Source organism: Proteus sp. G2675 (assembly GCF_963886535.1).
GTDB classification, from domain to species: domain Bacteria; phylum Pseudomonadota; class Gammaproteobacteria; order Enterobacterales; family Enterobacteriaceae; genus Proteus; species Proteus mirabilis.
The window spans coordinates 91806-112872 of the sequence record NZ_CAWPCB010000040.1 but is presented as its reverse complement, the minus strand read 5'-3'; the positions used below and the strand labels follow the sequence as shown (position 1 = coordinate 112872).

The following is a 21067-nucleotide window of genomic DNA, read 5'->3' as shown; positions in this document are numbered from 1 at the left end:
AAATAATTATAACAATGATATTGATAATTATTCTTATTAATATTAATCTAAGCCTATATTAAAAATAAGTAAATATAACTATAAGGTTAATATGTTTTTTTCAATATCTAAATGGTTCTTGTTATTAGTTTCACTTATTACTGTCTGCGCATGTAGTACAGTAGAAAAAAACACCGTACCTAGTACAACTCCCGCTATTATTACATCAGCCAATATTATTGATACGCGTACAGGAAAGACAATCACAGCTAATGCGCTATTAACTCAATTAGCCAGCCAATCGCGGGTGATTGTTGGCGAAAAACATGACAATCAATATCACCATGAGATTGAGTATTGGTTAATGACACAACTTCCCAATAAACGTCCTCAAGGTGCGGTTTTATTAGAGATGTTGACGCCAGATCAGCAAAACTTAGTTGATAATACGAAAAAACGTTACTCTAGCTCACAATATTTACGTGATGAACGTTTAATGTCTGTACTCAATTGGAATAAAGGCTGGTCTTGGAAAGGGTATGGCAATCTGATTAAAGAAGGGCTACAAGCAGATTATCCATTGTTAGCGGCTAATATCGATCGCAGTGATATTACAAATGCATATAAAAACCCACCTAATATTGAAGGTGAATATTCAACGCAACCTGCTGTTCGTCAGCTTATTAGTAAAACTATTGAGCTTTCTCATGGTGGTGCACTTGATAAAACACAAATTGAAAAAATGACCGTGATCCAACAACTGCGTGATCGTGCAATGGCAAAAAGTTTATTAAATGCCCCTATGCCCGCACTGTTGATTGCCGGCTCATTTCATGCCACTAAATTAATGGGTGTACCTTTACATATTAAAGATTTAGCCCCTAATGAAACAGTCACGGTACTTATTATGGCAGAAGAAGGTAGCGATATTACCTTTGAACATGCCGATTATTTGTGGATAACTCCTGCAGCCCATCCTTGATTATTGATAATACGCATATGTTGATCTCTTCTTCCGTTAACCAAATGGCGCAATTACAGCCTTGTCGATATTCGAGCTTTATTTTATCAATAGTATTTCATTTTACTTTAGTCATTAGTTATTTCTATATCACGCAACAACGCCCGGTGATAATCCATCAACCTGCACCGGCTGTTATGCTTAGCTTAAGTGAAAACGTCCAAGCGGTGAATAAAGAAAAACAGATTGTCGGTGTTGATCAGCAAATGGCTGTCGCCAGCCAAAAAAAACAGCAACAAGAGATTGCGGAGAAACAACCCAATCTTATTATTAATGAAAATGCAGATATTTTGCTTGAAAAGCCGAAAAAAGTGCTACAAAACCAGACTTCAGTTAAGGTTGCCCCTTCAATTGCACCAACCAAACCTTCACCTATTGTCAGTGAAAATGTATCGAGCCTATCCGCGCCCTCAACAAGCCATTCTGTTGCGAAACAACAGGCTAACGATGTTTCTGCAAATTATGATAGTGATGCAAATAAAGAAGCAGATGCCTTGGCATTATGGCAAGCTAAAGCCAAAGGTCATTTAAATCGTTATAAAGCTTATCCTGAAGAAGCGAAAAGAAAAGGGCGTACGGGAGCACCTAAAGTGCGTTTTATTGTTGATGGACAAGGTTATGTCATAGCCTGCGAATTGATTAATAGCAGTGGTGTCCGCTCACTAGATAAAGAGGCACAAAGTGTTATTAAGCGTGCTCAGCCATTACCAAAGCCCCCAGAAGAACTGCTTTTTAATGGTCAAATAACAATTGAAATGGCAATTGAATTTTCCACATTGACTTTATAATCCTAACATAACAAGGAATTAAACATGTTATCCGCGACAAGAAAAACGGTGACGCAGGGATTAACAGGTGCCATGATGGCAATCTTGATCACCGCAACACCGACAATGGCTCAAACAGAGAAGGACGTTATTATGATGCCACCGAAAGCGAATAAAATCCCCCATGTGATGACAGAACATGGTGACACTCGTACTGATAATTATTATTGGCTTAGGGATGATGCACGCAAAGATAAACAAGTTATTGACTATCTTAAGGCTGAAAATGCTTATACTGAGTCAGTAATGGCAGCGGGCAAAACACTAGAAAATACGCTCTATAATGAGATGGTTGAGCGTATGGCACAAAATGATGCCTCAGTGCCTTATGACTATAATGGCTATACTTACCAAACCATTTACCAAGAAGGTAAAGACTTTCCTATTTATCAACGTAAACCAATAGGAAGTGATGGAGAATGGGAAATTCTTGTTGATGGTAATGAACGAGCTAAAGGACATGAGTTTTATCAATTAGGTGATTTAGCCATTAGTCCAGATAACAAACGTATTGCTATTGCTGAAGATAAAGAAGGACGTCGTAACTATACAGTTGCTTATAAAGATCTGACAGATAAAACATGGCAAGAGAATGTCTTAACCAATATTTCAGCGAATTTAGTATGGGCAAATGATAGCCAAACACTGTTCTATGTAGATAAAGATCCGCAAACTTTATTGCCATACCAGATTTATCGCCATCAATACGGTAGTGATAGAAAACAAGACGTGAAAATCTTTGAAGAGAATGATGATCGTTTTTATACCTGGATGGAAAAAAGCAAATCAGAAGATTATATTCTAGTCACTATTGCAAGCTCTACAACTTCTGAATATCGTTTAATTGATGCCAATGCACCAGAAAAACCCATGGTGGTTTTTTCTCCTCGCCAAGAAGGGCGAGAATATTATATCGATCATTTTAAAGGTGAATTTTATATTCGCTCTAATCATGAAAGTGAGCTATATGGTCTTTATAAAACGGCCTCTATCGATGCACCTTGGCAAACCGTAATTGCTCCTCAGCCAGAAGTAGACTTGGAAAGCTTCGAACTGTTTAATCGTTGGTTAGTGCTTGAAGAGCGCAAACAAGGTTTAGTGTCATTACGCCAAATTGATTGGAAAACAGGACAATCAACAAATATTATTTTTGATGATCCTGTCTATATGGCATGGCTAAGTGTCAATCCACAAGCTGATAGCGAAGAGTTACGTTTTGGTTATACCTCAATGACTACGCCTTCTTCTACCTATCAATGGAATATGCAAACCAAAGAAAAACAATTGCTTAAACAGCAGGAAGTGAAAGGCTTTAAGCATGATTTGTATGAAAGTGAACGTATTTGGGTAAAAGCACAAGATGGTGTCGAGGTGCCTGTATCGCTGGTTTATCGTAAAGACTTATTTAAGAAAGGCGAAAATCCAATCTTAATTTACGGTTATGGCTCTTACGGCAGCAGTATCGACCCCTCGTTTAGCTCTGCCCGTTTAAGTTTATTAGATAGAGGTTTTGTATATGCCATTGTCCATGTCAGAGGTGGCGGTGAATTAGGTAAACGCTGGTATAACCAAGGGAAAATGGAGCATAAAGTCAACTCCTTTACTGACTTTATCGACGCCACAAAATACCTTATTAACCAAGGTTATGGTGCACCCAAACATGTCTACGCGATGGGCGGTAGTGCTGGTGGATTACTTATGGGAGCCGTTATCAATATGGCACCTGAACTCTACCGTGGTGTTGTGGCCCAGGTACCATTTGTAGATGTTTTGACAACCATGCTGGATGCTTCTATTCCGCTAACAACAGGTGAATATGAAGAGTGGGGTGATCCTGCAGATAAAGACGTTTATTTCCGTTTAAAATCTTATAGCCCTTACGATAATGTTGAGGCTAAAGCCTATCCTCATTTATTGGTCACTACAGGTTTACATGATTCTCAAGTTCAATATTGGGAGCCGGCAAAATGGGTGGCTAAATTACGTGAATTAAAAACAGATAATAATTTACTTCTGCTTGAAACAGATATGAGTGCAGGACATGGAGGTAAATCCGGTCGTTTTAATCGTCTACGTGATACTGCGAGAGAATATGCCTTTATTTTAATGTTAGAGCAGCCTGATATTTATTTTAAGACACAAAATATCAAGTAATTAAACCAAGCCTTTTAAATTTTTAATGATTAACCTGTCTCTCTTTAATGAGAGACAGGGTTAATGCTATTAATTTTTATCTTATAAAACAATAATAACAATATCGTTATTTATTAAATTAAATAACTTTTAGCTTATAGAAAGCAAAGTGAGCCTATTTAAATAAAACAAAGAATAGGTTTATTATGAAAACTCAATTAACAAGGAACATACTTGGCTCTTGTATTTTATTTTCTGGTATTCATTCTCTGGTGTTTGCGGCTGAAACGGAAAAAACAGTTCAATTTAGTAGTTTAAAAGTCTCATCGGCACAAAAACAAACACCAGAGCAAAAAGCGTTAGCTAAGCCGGGGGCTTATAGCGCTATTGGTGAAATCAATAATCTTAGCTCGGTAGAACAAGCATTACGATCTACACCGGGAACTTACACCCAAATGGATGCCAGTCAGCCGGGTGTTGGGGTTAATATCCGGGGATTAAGTGGTTTTGGTCGAGTCAATATGATGATTGATGGGGTGACACAAACGATGTATAGCACGTCACCTAGCCAATATGCGCATGGTGGACAACCATACAACCAGTTTAATAGCATGATCGATCCTAACTTTATTGTGCAAATTGATATTTCTCGTGGTCAACAAGATGGTGAAAATAGTATTAATGCGTTAGCGGGGAGTGCTAATTTTAAAACAATAGGTATTGATGATGTTTTATTTTCTAATCATCGTTGGGGAATAAGAAGTAAAGCGGCTCGAGGGACTAATGGATTAGGTTATAACGGTATGGTTGCGATTGCAGGAAAACAGCCGATATTTAATCATGATGGTTATATTGGCGCTATGTTTGCCATAAGTGGACATAATATTGAATCTTCTTATAAAAATGGGGCAGGTTTTAATAGTCATGAGTTTGCAACCACTAAAGACTTTAACCAAAAGCCACATTCTGAATTAGCAAAAATATCGTTTAAACCCAATGATTCTCATGAAATAGAATTAAGCGGTCGGTTTTATAATAATAAATTTAATCGAAGAACCATAGAGAGCCAAGATTATTATGCTAAATATCGTTATACCCCGCTAAACGATCTTTTTGATAGTGAAATATTATTGAGTAGAAGCCAAGCTTCGCAAAAATTTGCCGGTGACTCTTTAATGTCATTACGCAATGGGCATGCGAAAAATATTTCCAATGCACTTGTCGCTAAAAATACCAGTCGATTTAATTATCATGAGCTGGATATGGCACTAACATTAGGCACTAAACTGATGTCGATTGATTATAATCGAGAAGTGACAGCTCCTTCGAGCGATCCATGGCAATCACAAAATATGATTGAATACAATGTATTTGCTCCGCAAGGAAAAAACGACATCAGCAGTCTTTTTTCACAAATGAAATTTGAATACGATATTTATACCCTCGCATTAAATTTAAACTATACGGATTATCATATTAAAGGATATAAACCCGCTTGTGATCCCAAAGCAGCGTGTTTCCCTGAAGGTGCGATGAATGTTAATCGCCACGAAAAAGCGTGGGAGCCGGGAGCACTCTTTTCTGCACAAATTATCCCTGAATTTGAACCATTTATCAGTTATGCCCATACGACAAGGGCACCAAACCCACAGGAAATTTTCTTTGCTAATGAAGGTGGGGCATCGATGAACCCCTTTTTAAGAAGTGAGAAAGCGGATACTTTCCAAATAGGTTTTAATAGCTATCGCCCTGATTTAATTGTTGCCGGAGACAGCTTTCGCTTAAAAGCACTTTGGTATCATACTAAAGTTAAAAACTATATTTCCAGTGATTCTTATAATGTTTGTAAAGGGGGTAAACGTTGTAAAATCGATGGCACTTTTACTGACGATGACTACAGTGGCATGGAATACGATGGAAATATCTATTTATACACAAATAGCCTTGATCCTGTCACGATGAGAGGCTATGAACTACAAGTAAACTATGATGCTGATGTATTTTATACCACACTTTCTTATAGCAATGAGCGTACCTCACAACCCACTTCTCTTGCGATGGGGGATTTTGGGCAAAGTCCTGCATCAGAGCTTCCCAAATACTACGCAACGATTGATGCTGGTGTGAGGTTATTCGATGACCGATCTCTCGAATTAGGCACCATCATTCAAATTACCGGTAAAAGTCGTAAAGCTTCAGCTGAAGGGTTTGATTTTGATACAGGCACTATTCCCATGGTCGAACAAGAAAAAATCCCTACCGTGATCAACGCGTACGCTAACTATCAAATGAATAAAAATGTGTCATTAAAATTTGCGGTACATAATCTCATGAATAAAAATTATTCAAATGCACTTGATAGAAGTAATTCAGCGCCAATTATGGATGAACAGGGACAAAATAAACAAACGGCTAGAGGCAGAAGTTTCCTGTTTGGTGGAGAAATTCGTTTTTAATATAAACGATAATATACCCTGAAAGCAGGGCGAAAGCGTTTTCTGCTATCCATCGTTACCAAGTAACACAAACGGCATCATTAAGATGCCGTTGTTATGGTTGCCATGTATGGTTTAAATGGATGACTTACTCTTGGGGGATGGTTTACGTTTAACAGATATTTTTTGTGTATTTATCACTTCACTGGTGATCCAGCCATCTTCAACACGCGTTTTTAGCGTATCACCTTTTTTAACTTGTTTCGTATTTTTCAGTACGTCACCTGAAGCAACTTCACTAATACTGTAACCACGAGAAAGGGTTGCGAGAGGACTCACACTTTCTAAACGTGAACAGCTAATTGCAAATTGTTCACGTTGACGAGCAAGCTGTTGTGAAATACTTTCTCTCATACGATAAATTAGCTGTTGTTGTTGGCGCAGTAGTGCTTGTATTTGAGGGCTTGGCTCTTGGTAATTAAGGCGTTTTTGTAGCTGAGTATGTTGATTCTGTTTTGTTTGTAGGAGGCGCTGAAAACTGGTCACTAAACGCTGTTTAGTTGCAGCCAATACATTTTGTTGGCGAGCAAGCCGTAAGTGCGGATGCTGTTGTTGTAAGCGATGATGAAGTTGTGTTAGTGCGCGTAATTTTTTTGCTAGATAATAATCCATTGCCATTTCAAGACGTTGTTGCTGTGACTGCAATTGGCGTAATAGCTCGAGTTTGTTGCGACTAATTAACTCAGCAGCGGCAGAAGGGGTTGGTGCTCTAAGATCGGCAATAAAATCAGCAATAGTCACATCGGTTTCATGACCCACGGCACTGACAATAGGAATATCACTAGCAAAAATAGCACGGGCTACGCGTTCATCGTTAAATGCCCAGAGATCTTCCAATGAGCCGCCACCTCGGCCGACAATTAGCACATCACATTCTTTACGACGGTTAGCCAACTCAATGGCATGGACTATCTGCATTGGTGCTTCCGCACCTTGAACGGCTGTGGGATAAATAATAATAGGTAATGAGGGATCACGACGACGTAGAATATTTAAAATATCGTGTAAGGCTGCGCCAGTTGAAGAGGTGATCACCCCAATTTGTTTAGCAGGTGTTGGTAGTGGTTTTTTATGAAGAGCATCAAATAAACCTTCAGCACTTAGTTTTTGTTTTAAAAGCTCAAATTGTTGCTGTAATAATCCATCACCCGCTGGTTGCATGCTTTCGACAATCAGTTGGTAATCACCACGGGGTTCGTACAGTGTGATAGTCGCACGTACTAATACTTGCTGACCATGTTGAGGGCGAAAAGTGACTTTTGTGTTTTGACCGCGAAACATCGCCGCTCTAATTTGAGCATGGGTATCTTTTAACGTGAAATACCAATGACCAGAAGCAGGTTGAGTAAAATTGGAAATTTCAGCACTGATCCAAATGCGACCCATTTCCATTTCTAATAACTGGCGAACGGTCTTATTTAGACGGCTAACAGTAAAAATATTATTGTTTATCGGTAGAGTCATGTGAGCCAGATCAAATTTTAAAACAAAGACTTAATTGACTGATACTACCTAAGTTAGCCAGAGGATCAATAAAAATTTTCAAAAAAAGCTAGAAGCAACCGATTACGGTGTGTATAATGCCGCGGCAATATTTTCCATTTCTTAAAAGCCGCCTTGGTGAGATATTGCTATGTTACGAATTAAAAAAGAAGCACTTACATTTGATGATGTTTTGTTAGTTCCTGCACACTCGACTGTCCTTCCTAATACTGCTGATTTATCTACTCAACTGACTGAAACAATTCGCTTAAATGTGCCTATGCTTTCTGCTGCAATGGATACTGTGACTGAAGCATCTTTAGCTATTGCATTAGCTCAAGAAGGTGGAATTGGTTTTATCCACAAAAACATGCCTATCGAACGCCAAGCTGAAGAAGTTCGTCGTGTTAAAAAACATGAAAGCGGTGTTGTGACGGATCCTATCACGGTAACACCAGAAACTTCTTTACGCGAAGTCCAAGCAATGACAGAACGTAATGGTTTTGCTGGCTATCCGGTAGTGACTAAAGACAATGAATTAGTGGGTATTATTACTGGTCGCGATGTTCGCTTTGTCACTGATTTAGATCAACCTGTCACTGCGGTAATGACGCCAAAAGAGCGTTTAGTTACCGTTAAAGAAGGTGAAGCGCGTGATGTTGTTATGCAAAAAATGCATGAGAAGCGCGTAGAAAAAGCCTTAGTAGTCGATGATCATTTCCACTTAAAAGGCATGATCACCGTTAAAGATTTCAAAAAAGCAGAACGCAAGCCTAATGCATGTAAAGATGAGCATGGTCGTTTACGTGTAGGTGCTGCGGTTGGCGCTGGTGCAGGTAACGAAGAGCGTATCGCCGCATTAGTGGCAGCTGGTGTTGATGTTCTTCTTATCGACTCCTCACATGGTCATTCCGAAGGGGTATTACAGCGTATTCGTGAAACTCGCGCTTTATATCCAAACTTACCTATTATTGGGGGGAATGTGGCAACCGCAGAAGGGGCTTTAGCGCTGGCGGATGCAGGTGTGAGTGCTGTTAAAGTGGGTATTGGCCCTGGCTCTATTTGTACCACTCGTATCGTAACAGGTGTTGGGGTTCCACAAATCACTGCGATTGCTGATGCTGTTGAAGCACTGAAAGATCGCAATATTCCGGTGATTGCTGATGGTGGTATTCGTTTCTCTGGTGATATTGCTAAAGCATTAGCCGCTGGAGCAGCATGTGTAATGGTTGGCTCTATGTTTGCAGGCACAGAAGAATCTCCGGGTGAAATCGAGCTATTCCAAGGTCGCTCTTATAAATCTTACCGTGGTATGGGCTCTTTAGGCGCAATGTCTAAAGGTTCATCAGATCGTTATTTCCAAACTGATAATGCAGCAGACAAATTAGTACCAGAAGGTATTGAAGGTCGTGTGGCATATAAAGGCTTACTGAAAAATATCGTTCACCAACAAATGGGTGGCTTACGTTCATGTATGGGCTTAACAGGCTGTGCAACCATCAAAGAATTAAATACCAAAGCTGAATTTGTTCGCATCAGTGGTGCGGGTATTCAGGAAAGCCATGTTCATGATGTGACTATCACGAAAGAATCGCCTAACTATCGTTTAGGTATGTAATTATTCGAGAAAGGCTTGAAAACAGAAAATGTTAACAAGCCTTTCAATTTAATGACTTTTTATTTGTTTTGGAATTCACCACAAATGACAGCAAATATCCATAATCATCGCATTCTTATCCTTGATTTCGGTTCGCAATATACACAGCTTATTGCTCGCCGTATTCGCGAAATCGGCGTTTATTGTGAACTCTGGGCATGGGATGTTACCGAAGAACAAATTCGTCAATTTAACCCCAATGGTATTATTCTGTCTGGTGGCCCTGAAAGTACTACAGAAGACAATAGCCCACGCGCTCCGGAATACGTCTTTAATGCGGGTGTGCCGGTATTAGGCATCTGCTATGGCATGCAAACTATGTCTATGCAATTAGGCGGTGATGTTGAAGTCTCAGGTGAGCGTGAATTTGGTTATTCACAAGTTGAGATCCGCGAAACCTGCGAACTGTTCCGTGATATTCAAGACTCCGTAAGTGAAGATGGCAAACCTTTATTAGATGTATGGATGAGCCACGGTGATAAAGTTACGGCTATTCCTGCTGATTTTGTCACTATTGCTAGCACTGAAACTTGCCCATTTGCGATTATGGCAAATGAAGAGAAACGTTTCTATGGTGTACAGTTCCACCCAGAAGTTACTCATACCCATCAAGGTTTAGCCATTTTAAAACGCTTTGTGTTAGATATCTGTGGTTGTGACGCATTATGGACATCCGCGGCGATTATTGAAGATACTGTTGCTCGTTTAAAACAACAAATTGGCGACGATCACGTTATTCTCGCGCTATCGGGTGGTGTAGACTCTTCTGTTACCGCATTATTATTAAATCGTGCCATTGGTAAACGCTTAACCTGTGTATTTGTTGATAATGGCTTATTACGCCTTAACGAAGCCGAACAAGTTATGGCGATGTTTAAAGGCAAATTTGACCTCAATATTATCCATGTTGAAGCTGAAGATCGTTTCTTAACTGCGTTAAAAGGTGAAAACGATCCGGAGAAAAAACGCAAAATTATCGGTCATACCTTCATTGAAATCTTTGATGAAGAAGCGGTTAAATTACCGCAAGTCAAATGGCTAGCACAAGGCACAATCTATCCTGATGTGATTGAATCAGCCGCATCTGCAACAGGTAAAGCGCATGTGATCAAATCACACCATAACGTAGGTGGCTTACCTGAAGATATGAAGTTAGGTTTAGTGGAGCCATTAAAAGAACTATTTAAAGATGAAGTGCGTAAAATCGGACTTGAGTTAGGTTTACCTTACGACATGCTATACCGTCATCCATTCCCAGGACCAGGTTTAGGGGTGCGTGTATTGGGTGAAATCAAGAAAGAGTATTGTGATTTACTACGTCGTGCTGACGCTATCTTTATTGAAGAGCTACATAAAGCCGATTTATACAATAAAGTCAGCCAAGCATTTACAGTATTCCTACCTGTCCGTTCAGTGGGTGTTATGGGCGATGGCCGTAAATACGATTGGGTAGTTTCATTACGTGCTGTAGAAACCGTAGACTTTATGACTGCACATTGGGCACACTTACCTTACGATTTCTTAGGCCGTGTTTCTAATCGCATTATCAATGAAGTAAATGGTATTTCTCGCGTGGTTTATGATATCAGCGGAAAACCACCAGCAACGATTGAGTGGGAATAAAATACCGTTTATCAGCACTAGTTGATAAAGGTTAAAAAACCAAGAGCCATCAGTATGTTACTGGTGGCTTTTTTGTTTTCTATGGTTGCTAATGGTTGACAAGAACCGAAAAAAATGACGGTATAGGAGACGGTATCAAAAAATAAATTATAAAATTAAGATACTAAAGTAGTTATGTTGCTATTGTTAGCTCTAGTCATCATCATAATTGGCAACATTATTAAATTTAAGAGTTGTAAGGAAATACCGAGTAACATCATCATGCATAATCAGATATTAAAAAAACTGCCACAAATAGAGCAAATGCATCAAATAAAACTACTTTATGTTGCTGAAAGTGGAAGCCGTGCTTGGGGCTTCGCATCAACGAATAGTGACTATGATGTACGAGGTATTTTTATACGGCCTCGCAATGCATATCTTTCAATTGATAAACCTAAAGAAACATTTGAGTGGATAGAAAATAATTGGTTTGATGTAGGAGCTTGGGATATTACGAAAGCATTGCATCTATTACGTAAGTCAAATGCTATCTTATTTGAGTGGTTACAATCACCTATTGTTTATCAACAATATGCTGGTATCCAAAAAGAATTATTTGAGTTGGCACAATTATATTATCAACCCCAAATCATTGTTCATCATTATAGAGGGATCGCAAAAGCCGTTAGTAGACATCATTTTGAAGAGAGTCATGCAAGTAAAGCGATAGATGAGCCCATAAAATTAAAAAAATATTTCTATCTCTTACGTTCACTTTTAGCTGCTTATTGGACAGTAAAAACGGGGAATATCCCACCGATGGAACTTAATCAGCTAATAAATATATTAACTACAGATGAGCAAATAATTATTCGAGAGTTAGTGAGCTTTAAAGCAGATAAAGATGAACACTTTACTTGGCTACCAACCGATAATATACAAAAACTGATCACTTTTTTATGGCAAGAAACAGCAACTCAATTAGCGAAACGCACCGTACCAGATAGTGAAATATTAAATAATTGGTTTAGGAAAATACTTGATGAAACTGACCATTGACAATATAAAGCCTTACCTTTTATTTGAAACAATTTCAGGTAGTCGTTCACAAAATTTGGCAACAGATAGTTCAGATACTGATATTAAAGGTGTTTTTTATCTACCTAAAGAGATGTTTTATTGCTCTGATTATGTGCCACAAGTAAGTAATAAAACTAATGATATCGTTTATTATGAATTAGGGCGATTTGTTGAATTACTGTGTGCGTCTAATCCTAATATTTTAGAATTATTAAATGCACCAGAGCATGTTGTTATTTATCGTCATCCATTATTTATGCAATTTAACCCAGAATGGTTTTTATCAAAGGAATGCGTACAGACTTTTGTGCATTATGCTCAAGGGCAAATAAAAAAAGCGCAAGGGTTAAATAAGAAGATCATGGATCCTATAGATAAAGAGTTAAAAACAATCCTTGATTTCTGTTATATCATTGAAGATGGAAAAAGCCTATTACTGAATAATTGGCTTAAAAAACGTTGTTGGGAGCAGCAAAATATTGGGTTGGTTAAAATCAATCATGCACAAAATCTTTATGCAGTTTTTTATGATCCAAATAGTGATTATCAAGGCGTAATAAAAAAAGATAATGCCACCGATGTTTTACTAAGCAGTGTCTCTGAAACAGCTATATTACAAGCCTATCTTAGTTTTAATAAAGACGGCTACAGTACCTATTGCAAGCAGTATCATGCTTATTGGCAATGGGTTGAGGAGCGTAATGAAGCCCGCTATCAGCAAAATATTGAACATGGACGAAGTTACGATAGTAAAAATATGATGCACACTTTTAGGTTGCTTTATATTGCATTAGGAATTGCTACTGAAAAAAAAGTCAAAGTTTGGTGTGATAACAGGGATGAATTGTTAGAAATTAAATCTGGCGCTTTAAGTTATGAAACATTATTTGAGCGAAGTAAAATATTAATAGAAAAAATTGAGCAAGCTTTTCAACAAAGTCAATTACCAGAAAAAATCAATCCCGAATTAATTAAACAAGTATTAGTGAATATTCGTAAAGAATTATATCAATAATAGAATACTATTATCCCTTACAAGGTTGTAAGGGATAAACTATTAGTTATAAATAATAAAATAAAAGTTATTTATAATCTAACATTAGGCATAAGTAATTAACTTACTAGAAGATAATCTGGATAAGCATCGGTTAATTTCATATAAATACGCTTATTTTGCGCATTTTTTCTGAAATCTTGTTTTAAACAGATCCGAGTTGCATTTTTTAACTCTGCGGGAAGATTATCACTTTCTGTAGGCGTAATAATGGAAAAACGCACTTTCTTTTTAGACCGACTTAAATTATAAGGTAAACCTAAAATACGTCTTGCGACTCTGTTTGTTTTCACAACTCACTCCTTTTTTACATGTAATATAGAGAAAGCTCGTTAATTATAACAGAAAATAACTAGGGTAAGATATCGGTTAAATTTATTCTTTAGGATAATAACCTATAAAAACCAGTTTGTTGTTTTTTTATTTTTTCGTTTGCTCATTAGCGTTTTATTGTTCATTTCTTTGACTTATAAAAAATTAATAATAATTTATTGTTTATATTTTTTCTGTGAATATAAAAATAATCTCAAAAAGAAAAGTCTTTAAAAAAGATTTAGCAGTTAAATAGTAATTAGCCTTAATATTTTACTTTGTTTATTTGTCTCATTATTGAGATTGTAAGTATTGTTTTATTTACAAAATTCTATCATTTTTATCACAAATAAGATGAAATAGCATGATAATGCAATGAAATAATCATTAATTTAGGCTTTGATGTATCCATTCTAGATAACCATGAAACCCATTTTCTATAGGGACAATAATGACTTCTGGTGTATCGTAAGGGTGCATTTTTACTAGTGTATCAATCAAAATCTGTTGTTTTGAACTCTCGCTTTTGATCATCATAAGTACCTCATTATCTTCAACAATTTCATTATTCCAATGATAGATAGATTTGATATTGGGAAGGACGTTAATACAAGCTGCAAGCTTCGCCTGTATAAGATGGTGAGCTATTTCATGGGCGACAGTTTCATTAGGAGCTGTTGAATAAGCGATAATCATATTTTTCCTCTGTATTAATGAGTCTATGGTTAATTTGTTATAGGGTAATTAACTTTAATATCATCAAAATAAAACTTTTTAAAACTTAACGCTAAGATTTCTCTTTTTAACCGAATAAAAACATATTTTCAAAAAAAACTTTCTCGATATGAGATAATTACGGCATTATTAAATGGATTTTACATATTTTCAGTTTCTTTTTGTAAAGAAAAACACCCATTTGCCGATATTAGTAGTTGTTAAATGAAATGTATCTAATTGTGTTATAAGAACATATTCAACAAAAATTGTTATTACCTTCTGCAATATCGTAAATATAAAATAAATTAATTATTAATAAGATTTATAAAAAATAGTGGGGTTTAAAATGGATAATAATTCGCTAAAAAATGCGAGTTTATTTGATAATGATCCCGTTCTTTATGCTGCATGGCTTTACTATCAGGACGGACTCAGTCAAAGTGAAGTTGCAAATATTATGAGCGTTTCTCGAGTGACTGTTGTGAAGTATTTACATCTCGCGAGAGAAAAAGGTTTCGTTAATATAAGCTTGGATTCATCAGTATTTTCTACGATTGATTATTCAATCAGAATAAAAGCAAAATTTAATCTTAATAATGTGCTTATTTTACCTGATGAAGAAAAGAATAAATCGCAACAAACATCAAATATGAATCGAGAAAGATTAGCTAAAGCAGGGGCTATGTATCTTTCTCAGATAATCAGCAATGATGATATTTTAGGTGTAGCTTGGGGAAGAACAATCCATAAACTAGGGCACTATCTCCCCACTAAAACACTAGAAAATGTCACCGTGTTACAAATGATTGGGGCTGTAGCCCCACAACCTGATTTTACTACTGCGGAATCTGCCGCTTTGATCGCCAATAAGTTTTCAGGTTGCAGTATTAATTTGCATGTACCGGCTGTAGTGTCAAATGCACGTTTGGCAATGGAGCTACAAGCAGAACCCATAATACGGCGTAATTTCTCTGCTTTAAATCAATGTAATAAAGCTTTGTTTGTAGTGGGTAATACTCAAGATGACAATCCTTTGATTACAACAGGCGTACTCACCACAAATGAGATGGCACAATATCGCGATTTAGGTGCTGTTGGTGTCATTTGTGGTCGATTCTATGATGCACAAGGTAATCCTCTGCTTTCTGATATCGACCTTAGAATTATGGGAATTAGTCTTGCACAGTTAAGACAGATCCCACAGCGTATTTTTATTGCTGGAGGCGTTGAAAATGTTGCTGCAACCATAGGCGCAATAAAAGGGGGATATGCTACAGATATTGTCATCGATGAAGTGACGGCATTAGCATTATTGGAGTTGAGTATTTAATAGTGAGATCCTCGTTTAAACGAGGATTTGTTATTAATATCGCTGTTATTTTTCATCTAGATCGCTTATCAAAATATGAGTGATTATGTATTTTTATTCTAGGTACAGAGTGATAAAAATATCTTAATAAATAAATTAGAGATGAAAAGTAAAATGATAGCTTGCTAGCACTTTGCTGTTTTTTTCTTACTAAGATCTTGCCTTAATTTCTCATACCTATCATTATATAAAAAATTATATAACGATATTGTGTTTGAGGATGTTATGAAACGCCAAGTTTTGGTAGGTTTAGGTTTTGCACTAGGATTATTTTGCCATAATAGCTTTGCTGTAGAGCTTCATCTTTATGCTGGCGCAGGATTAAAACAGCCTGTAGAGCAAGTTGTTGGTCTATTTGAAAAAGAAACCGGCAATACAGTGACTATCGAATATGGTGGTTCAGGCCAAATTCTTACACGCTTTAATCTCACTCAACAAGGTGATCTGTTTTTTCCCGGCTCTCAAGAGTATGTAGAGAAGTTAGCGAAACAAAATCAGGTGGTTAGCCAATATCCTATTGTGCGTCATATTCCTGTTATTGCTGTCAGAAAAGATAAAATCGGTGAGATCAAAACTATCACAGATCTTGCAAATAGTTCATTGAAATTAGGTATGGGAGATGCAAAAGCAATTGCATTAGGTAAAAGCGGTGAACAATTAATCGAAGCGTCAGGCCAAGGTGAGCAGTTACGAAATAAAGTGGTTGTTCGTACAGCAACCATTAAACAGTTACTTATGTATTTATTAAATGGTGAGGTTGATGCTGCCATTATTGGTTACGCTGATGCAATGAAAAACCAAGATAAATTAGTTTTATTACCCATACCTGAAGGAAGCCCCGAAGAAATTGCGACATTAGCGGTATTAAAAACTTCAACAAATCCCACACAAGCACAACAATTGGCTGATTATTTTTCTCGTCCCGAAGGAATAAAGGCTTTTACTGATTATGGTTTTCTACCTGTTATTTCAAAACCATAGATTTTTCTCACATTATTTGTATTTTTGCCACCGGCTCACAGGTGGCTTTTTTCATTTTTACAATAAATGTCATTAGTAGATTAAGAGAAGGCTTCACTGTGTATCGTTGGGCACTAATACCACTTTTATTATTATTATTTTTGATATTGGGATCACTTATTGCATTAATTTGCCAACTCTCTTATCACGAACTCACCATGGTTATTACTGATGCTGAATTTCATTTTGCCGTATTGATGTCACTGAGCACCGCGTTAACATCATTGTGTTTAGCCGTGCTCTTAGCTGTACCTGCAGCTTGGGTGATGGCAAGATCGTCATTTAAAGGACAGCGTTTTATTGATGCGTTACTCGATTTACCCTTAGTCACGCCTCCTTTGGTAATAGGTATTGGATTATTATTATTGTTAGGTCATCAAGGACCTTTAACAGGGGTTTTCCCTCAATTATCTCGTGCCCTTTTTTCTCCCTTGGGGATTATTATTGCTCAAACATATGTTGCAAGTGCAATCATTATGCGTAATAGCCTTGCGGCGTTTAAAGCTATTGATCCTGCTTATATTCAAACCGCACAGAATTTAGGATTAACACCAACAAAAACGCTTATTTTGGTTGAGATCCCACTTTGTTGGTCTGTATTAATCAGTGGTTGTATTGTGGCTTTTTCTCGAGCATTAGGGGAGTTTGGAGCAACATTAATGTTGGCAGGGGCCACACGATTAAAAACAGAAACCTTACCAATGGCAATCTATTTAAATATAGCGAGTGGTGATTTCTCGCTTGCGATAGGTTGCGCTTTAGTACTGATAGCAATTGCAATTACTCTATTGTTTGCTTTACACCGTTTACAGCGTGATAGGAAATTAGCATGTTAACCATTCACTCGTTGACTACCGGTATTTTAACCGAGGTTTCATTACACCTAGAGCAAGGGTGTTGTTTAGGGATCAGTGGCTCATCAGGTAGCGGCAAAACAACGTTACTCAATGCTATTGCGGGTTATACCGGCTATACAGGGGATATTGTTTTAGCTAACCAAAATATGAATAAATTACCTGTTTGGCAGCGCCCCTGTCGTTATTTAAATCAGCGTCTTTATTTATTCCCTTTTCTCACTGTAAAGCAAAATTTATGGCTGGCACAATATGCGGCTAAGCAAAAGCGCAGTAAAGAAAAAGAGATAGCGTTACTTGAACAGATGGGAATTGCTCATTTAGCAACACGTTATCCATCTCAAATATCAGGGGGAGAGCAGCAACGAGTTGCATTAGCAAGAGCACTCATTAGCCAACCCAAACTGTTATTAATGGATGAACCCTTTTCAAGTTTGGATTGGGAAACACGTTATCAGCTGTGGGAGCTTATTATCTCATTAAAAAAACAGCAGATAACGATGATAATAGTCACTCATGAGCCTCGTGAATTGCAAGCATTAGCAGATAAAACGCTGTTATTATCTAATGGGAAAATTGTGCAAGAAAGTAAAAACTAAAATAAAAATATGCAGATGATCACCAAGCCATCACAGACCAGTGAATAACGCGTCCCATAATTTTAACGGAGTCAATTTCTGCAAATTCATCAGGAAATTCATCTTTATTGTAGCTACGAATAATTAATTTTCCGCCTGGCTGACGGTAGAGCAATTTTATTCTAAATAATGAATCTTGTTCGATAGCATAAATACCGCCATCCACAATCCGCGTATTACCTGTATCAACGGTCACTGTTGAACCATTTGGAATAACCGGAGACATACTATCACCATAGACGGAAAAACAGATCACATTTTGTGGTGAAGCGCCATAGCGGCGTAGTGTGCTTTTGGAGAATCTCAATTTATAACCATTATGATCTTCGTTAGTACAGCAGCCATCACCAGCGGCAAGTTCAATACTTTTAAAATAACGGATCTCGACTTCATCAGCATTGAGAGGGGTATCGTTATCCCATTCACTGACTGAATGCCATTCATCTTGGGGAGGTATTTCAGAAGCGTGTGTTTGTTTATTATCCCCTTCGAGCAACCACGATAATTCACAATTTAACGCTTTTGCTAATTCAGGTAAAAAACGAGGGCGTTTGGTTTTGCCACTCTCAAGTTGTTCAATTGATTGTTGCGTTGTACCCGCCAAGGTAGCAAGCTCAGACTGTGTTAAACCTAACGCAATACGTTTGTCTTTGGTGCGTTTTGCAATAGACATGAGTGACTCCTAATACGTGTCCTTACATATTTTAAGTATAAAGAGTATACCGTAACTAGAAAACAAATTAAATTGTATTTTGTGGGGTGTTCAACGAAAAAGGGTGATTATTTTAATTGAAAGACATCATCGGCGCTATTTGGCGGTGTTAGGTATGGATTTTCATCGGTCACTTCGGGATCACGTAATACTTCACCACAAAAAATATAGAGATCGGGTCTTTTCTTTTTGAGATAGTTTAAGCGAATAGTACATTCATCCTTGGTATAAATGGTTTCTGTTACTGGAACCGCATCACAAGAATCATGCCCGCATGGACTGACTAATAAAACATAACCGACCAGCATGAGCTGTGAAGTAAACATAGCATACCCTTTTAACTATTCATGTTTGGTCATTGAAATCAGATGGCTAGATTACCTATTCATGATCCAAAATGCAGTTTCTATTTATCTTAAATTGACTTAATGGTGTAAAAAGGCGCATTGTGTCACAAAATTTCTAGTCTTTATTTGTATTTTACACCGAAATGTTATAGGTCTACTTAGAAAATCGTGTTGTCATATCATGATTAAATATTAAAAAACAAATAGATTTGTTTTATTGAGATAAACGTTATTGTAATTTTGTATCACTATCGTAACTGATTTTGCAACATACTGTCTTTGTGTGTTTTAAAATAAGCTTTGTCAATGATATGGCATTTTACCTATTTTGCTAACAGATAACTATTTTTATTGAATCTGTTAATGGCGACAGCGTGATGCGTTGCCGATCCTCTTTTTTCGAGATAAAAATACAAAAATAGAACATAAAAAAGTTTTATATGGTAATAATGTTTCTGCTCACTTTTAGATTCATTATATATTCAATATTTTTTTATAAATATAGATAGAAATATTTTACTCGATTGTTGGGAGGAATTTTTCAAATATTTTTTACTAGGATTATTCTATATTAAAAAAAATTTATGACGAAACCTATTAATGTCACGTATAATTCCGCGATAGAAAAGTTATTTTTCTATTGCACAAACATAGTTTATAAATAAATTAGTGTGTTGTATGAGATGGTTTTCCTTTTTATATAAGATGCTTATTGTATTAAATTAAATATTTATGGTGATGGTGAATTTATGTTAAAGAAAATGATGGGATTTATGTTTCTTGCGGTGGCAATGATGACATTATCTGCATGTGGTGATAAACAAGACGAAGCAGGAAAAGCCGCGGTTGAATTTATTGAAGCTGTCGCTTCCGGTGATGGTGATAAGGCTGTGTCATTAATGTATTTTGGTGATTTAGAAAAAGATCCAATGGCAGAGCAAATTACCGGCAAATTTAAAATGATCGTTGCCGAAGCGGGCAAAAAAATTAAAGAGCAAGGTGGCTTGGGTAAGGTTGAAGTAGCAAAAGTTGAATACAGCGAAGATAAAAATAAAGCCGTTGTCACACTCAAAACAGTGTTGAAAAATGGTGAAGAAAAAACAGAAAATCAAAATATGATCAAAGTTGATGGCAAATGGAAAGTTGAAGTTAAGTGATAATACGCTTTACTCTTGCATTAACTTTATACTTAGCGAGCACATTGACTGTGCTCGCTTTGCCTCATCAGTTAAAAAGTGGTGATCTGGTTTTTCGCGATGGTGATGAAGTTATTAGCGACATAATAAAGCAAGTTGATAACAGCGGGTTCAGCCACGTAGGAATGTTGTGGATAACTGAGCAAGGTATACAGGTTGTTCACTCAACACCCAGTGAACATGCTGATAGTAAAGATGGTGTTACTATCGATAGTTTGGATTTCTTTATCAGCCGTGCTAAGCCTAATTCTGTACGCTTTTACCAAGTGCGTGGAAGTGAACAAGCACGACAACAAGCGTTAGAAGCTGTTTTAAATCGAGTAGGGGAAAACTTCAGTATTCAGCAAGATAAAGGTGTTTATTGTACAGAGCTGGTGGCTGATGCATGGTTAAAAGCAGGAGTTTCTATTTCAACGGGCACACGTACATTACATATGCCGTTTATTTCTGAAAGAGCACTTATTTTTCCTGATAATATTATCCATTCCGAAAATGTTATTTTGATTGAATAAAATAAGGATAAAAGCCTTCTTCCCAAAGAATAAGTATAAATAAACCGCAAAATTTGG

At 37.0% G+C, this 21067-nt stretch carries 19 protein-coding genes; 14 read left to right on the top strand and 5 right to left on the bottom strand.

Annotated elements, in window-relative coordinates:
- Positions 1-91: 91 nt before the first annotated feature.
- The 4 genes from AACQ49_RS15295 (at position 92) to AACQ49_RS15280 (ending at position 6416) form a co-directional block, all read left to right on the top strand.
- Positions 92-961 (top strand): ChaN family lipoprotein, encoded by an 870-nt coding sequence (locus AACQ49_RS15295; protein WP_004243399.1) that lies wholly within the window; start codon positions 92-94, stop codon positions 959-961.
- Positions 934-1788 (top strand): TonB family protein, encoded by an 855-nt coding sequence (locus tag AACQ49_RS15290; RefSeq protein WP_242503503.1) that lies wholly within the window; start codon positions 934-936, stop codon positions 1786-1788. Before AACQ49_RS15295 ends, AACQ49_RS15290 begins: the two co-directional genes overlap by 28 nt.
- A 24-nt stretch (positions 1789-1812) precedes the next feature.
- Positions 1813-3981, top strand: a complete 2169-nt coding sequence (locus tag AACQ49_RS15285; protein WP_004243395.1) for a S9 family peptidase — start codon at positions 1813-1815, stop codon at positions 3979-3981.
- A gap of 185 nt (positions 3982-4166) precedes the next feature.
- Complete coding sequence (locus AACQ49_RS15280; protein ID WP_049203684.1) at positions 4167-6416, top strand: TonB-dependent receptor domain-containing protein; 2250 nt, start codon at positions 4167-4169, stop codon at positions 6414-6416.
- Positions 6417-6530: 114 nt separating this feature from the next.
- Here AACQ49_RS15280 and xseA read toward each other — a convergent pair whose 3' ends face one another.
- Positions 6531-7919, bottom strand: coding sequence for an exodeoxyribonuclease VII large subunit (gene xseA / locus AACQ49_RS15275; protein ID WP_017827559.1), 1389 nt, complete (start codon positions 7917-7919; stop codon positions 6531-6533).
- Positions 7920-8088: 169 nt separating this feature from the next.
- On the opposite strand from xseA, the gene guaB reads away from it, so the two are divergent.
- The 4 genes from guaB to AACQ49_RS15255 all read left to right on the top strand — a co-directional run bounded on the left by guaB (position 8089) and on the right by AACQ49_RS15255 (position 13294).
- Positions 8089-9555 carry an IMP dehydrogenase gene (gene guaB / locus AACQ49_RS15270; RefSeq protein ID WP_004243391.1) on the top strand — a complete coding sequence of 489 codons (1467 nt, stop codon included), beginning with the start codon at positions 8089-8091 and terminating at the stop codon, positions 9553-9555.
- An 84-nt stretch (positions 9556-9639) separates the two neighbouring features.
- Complete coding sequence (gene guaA / locus AACQ49_RS15265) at positions 9640-11217, top strand: glutamine-hydrolyzing GMP synthase (protein ID WP_004248265.1); 1578 nt, start codon at positions 9640-9642, stop codon at positions 11215-11217.
- Positions 11218-11478: 261 nt separating this feature from the next.
- Positions 11479-12258 (top strand): nucleotidyltransferase domain-containing protein, encoded by a 780-nt coding sequence (locus tag AACQ49_RS15260; RefSeq protein WP_141192239.1) that lies wholly within the window; start codon positions 11479-11481, stop codon positions 12256-12258.
- A complete protein-coding gene (locus tag AACQ49_RS15255) occupies positions 12242-13294 on the top strand; it encodes a DNA polymerase beta superfamily protein (RefSeq protein WP_004250906.1) in 1053 nt (350 codons plus the stop codon). The genes AACQ49_RS15260 and AACQ49_RS15255 overlap by 17 nt, the downstream gene beginning before the upstream one ends.
- A gap of 98 nt (positions 13295-13392) precedes the next feature.
- Here AACQ49_RS15255 and sra read toward each other — a convergent pair whose 3' ends face one another.
- Entirely contained in the window at positions 13393-13626 is a 234-nt protein-coding gene (sra, locus tag AACQ49_RS15250) for a stationary-phase-induced ribosome-associated protein (RefSeq protein ID WP_004243316.1), read from the bottom strand.
- A 406-nt stretch (positions 13627-14032) separates the two neighbouring features.
- Positions 14033-14341: a divalent-cation tolerance protein CutA gene (gene cutA / locus AACQ49_RS15245; protein ID WP_004243315.1), complete on the bottom strand. Its 309-nt coding sequence runs from the start codon at positions 14339-14341 to the stop codon at positions 14033-14035.
- A gap of 367 nt (positions 14342-14708) precedes the next feature.
- Between cutA and AACQ49_RS15240 the strand changes: the two genes are divergently transcribed.
- From AACQ49_RS15240 to AACQ49_RS15225, 4 genes are all read left to right on the top strand, one after another.
- Positions 14709-15692: a sugar-binding transcriptional regulator gene (locus tag AACQ49_RS15240; protein WP_004243314.1), complete on the top strand. Its 984-nt coding sequence runs from the start codon at positions 14709-14711 to the stop codon at positions 15690-15692.
- Positions 15693-15956: 264 nt separating this feature from the next.
- Positions 15957-16712, top strand: coding sequence for a molybdate ABC transporter substrate-binding protein (gene modA, locus AACQ49_RS15235; RefSeq protein ID WP_004250908.1), 756 nt, complete (start codon positions 15957-15959; stop codon positions 16710-16712).
- Between the two features lie 98 nt (positions 16713-16810).
- Entirely contained in the window at positions 16811-17587 is a 777-nt protein-coding gene (locus AACQ49_RS15230) for an ABC transporter permease (RefSeq protein WP_004243311.1), read from the top strand.
- On the top strand, positions 17581-18204 hold the full coding sequence (locus tag AACQ49_RS15225; protein WP_012368025.1) for an ABC transporter ATP-binding protein: 624 nt from the start codon (positions 17581-17583) through the stop codon (positions 18202-18204). The genes AACQ49_RS15230 and AACQ49_RS15225 overlap by 7 nt, the downstream gene beginning before the upstream one ends.
- Positions 18205-18223: 19 nt before the next feature.
- Here the strand turns inward: AACQ49_RS15225 and AACQ49_RS15220 are convergent, their stop codons facing one another.
- The gene (locus tag AACQ49_RS15220) at positions 18224-18916 is read right to left on the bottom strand and encodes an XRE family transcriptional regulator (RefSeq protein WP_004243309.1); all 693 of its coding nucleotides are present in this window, start codon (positions 18914-18916) and stop codon (positions 18224-18226) included.
- A 107-nt stretch (positions 18917-19023) separates the two neighbouring features.
- Positions 19024-19281, bottom strand: a complete 258-nt coding sequence (locus AACQ49_RS15215) for a hypothetical protein (RefSeq protein ID WP_004243308.1) — start codon at positions 19279-19281, stop codon at positions 19024-19026.
- Between the two features lie 770 nt (positions 19282-20051).
- Between AACQ49_RS15215 and AACQ49_RS15210 the strand changes: the two genes are divergently transcribed.
- Together AACQ49_RS15210 and AACQ49_RS15205 are read left to right on the top strand one after the other, a co-directional pair.
- On the top strand, positions 20052-20459 hold the full coding sequence (locus tag AACQ49_RS15210; protein WP_004243305.1) for a DUF4878 domain-containing protein: 408 nt from the start codon (positions 20052-20054) through the stop codon (positions 20457-20459).
- Positions 20456-21010 (top strand): YiiX/YebB-like N1pC/P60 family cysteine hydrolase, encoded by a 555-nt coding sequence (locus AACQ49_RS15205; protein WP_036918473.1) that lies wholly within the window; start codon positions 20456-20458, stop codon positions 21008-21010. The genes AACQ49_RS15210 and AACQ49_RS15205 overlap by 4 nt, the downstream gene beginning before the upstream one ends.
- Positions 21011-21067: the final 57 nt, after the last annotated feature.